Origin of the sequence: Saccharothrix hoggarensis, assembly GCF_042678885.1 — a bacterium.
GTDB lineage: Bacteria > Actinomycetota > Actinomycetes > Mycobacteriales > Pseudonocardiaceae > Actinosynnema > Actinosynnema hoggarensis.
Map to the genome: position 1 here is coordinate 1 of NZ_JBHTLK010000489.1, position 1,253 is coordinate 1,253.

A 1,253-nucleotide genomic window follows, 5' to 3' on the forward strand; every position below is an offset into this window, starting at 1 on the left:
CCCCGGTCGGCCCGGACCCGCCAGGCCCGGCCGCCCCTGGCTCGGGGGCGGGCTCGGCCGGTCGGGGCTCGGTGGCCCCGGTGGCCCGACCGGGCGTCTCGATCGGCTGCTGTTCCGCCGCGGGCGGGCCTGCCGGTGGCGGTGTGGCGGTTGCGTCATCCGCCACCGCGGGTTCCGGCGTCTGCCCCGGTACCGGTTCGGTCATGGGTTGCACCCTCCTCGTTCGCGTCAAGCACATCACGCGACGCTTGACACCAAGTGGCCTACACGGAAAGTGACGCTCCGTCGCCTGTGAATCACTCTGCGGGGGGCTGCGGCGGTTCGACGGGCTCGCTTAGCCTCGCGCCAACCTCAAGTCGGGGAGGCGTCATGAGCGGGTCCCTAGAAGTACGTCAGTTCCTGTGGAACCAGGACGACACGATGTCCAGGCCGGGTGGCGGTGGGGTGCCTGCCCAGCGAACCGGTGAACCGTCGCGGATCTCGGACGAGCAGGTTCACCGGGCCAGGTTGTCGGTGGCCAGGGGCGCGACGAGCGCCGAGGACTGCCGGTTGCTGCTGGACATGCTCGGCTTGTCGCCGGGCGAGGACGGGGGCGTGCCACCCGTGCAGAGGTAGGGCACGCGGCCGACGGCCCCTCCGCGACCCGCGCCCGTCCAACCCCGGGAGCGCGTCGACGCAGGGGCCGTCCGGCATGTCGAGGGTTCTCCGCCGGGGTCTTCCGCAGCACTGCGGAGACCTCGGGTGTTGCTGCGTAACGCTGTTATGTGACACCGTTATGAAATGCGGTCGACTTCCGAGCTCACCCGGGAACAGGTCGTCAGCCTGGGTGGGCGGTTCATGACCTCGCCCGAACTCGCCGCCCGCGAGCACGCCTCCGGCCTCCCGCCCCGCACGCTCTACTTCCGCGGGCGCACGGCCGTGCTCGGCGACCCGGTCCCCGGCGTGGTGGCGTCCGTGATCGGCATCTTCCCGGAGTGGCTGGTCGAGACGGCGATCGTGCGCGGCTTCCCCGCCGACCGCGCCATCGACGCCTACCTCAACGCCTGCTGGGACTGGTCGCGCAACCACCTCGGCGCGGTCGCCGAGCCGGACCGGCTCGCGGACCTCGGCTTCGCGGTGGTCGACGGCGCGGACCCCTCCGGCCTGCCGCTGTTCCGCGGCTGGCGCGACGCGGCACGTCCCGACGACGGCCCGGCGCGCCTCGGCCACGTCCTGATGGTGCTGCGCGAGCTGCGCGGCGGCCTGCACTTCGC

General features: G+C 72.9%; 2 protein-coding genes. Both read left to right on the forward strand.

Annotated elements, in window-relative coordinates; genetic code table 11:
* Positions 1–369 precede the first annotated feature (369 nt).
* Complete coding sequence (locus tag ACFQ3T_RS36675) at positions 370–615, forward strand: hypothetical protein (protein ID WP_073886083.1); 246 nt, start codon at positions 370–372, stop codon at positions 613–615.
* Between the two features lie 165 nt (positions 616–780).
* Positions 781–1,253, forward strand: a 473-nt coding sequence (locus ACFQ3T_RS36680; RefSeq protein ID WP_452603497.1) for a helix-turn-helix domain-containing protein, incomplete at its 3' end; no start/stop codon positions are given.

Excerpts from the sequence above, each read along its gene's own strand:
- ACFQ3T_RS36675 (WP_073886083.1), top strand. The coding sequence starts at position 370 with ATGAGCGGGTCCCTAGAAGTACGTCAGTTCCTGTGGAACCAGGACGAC.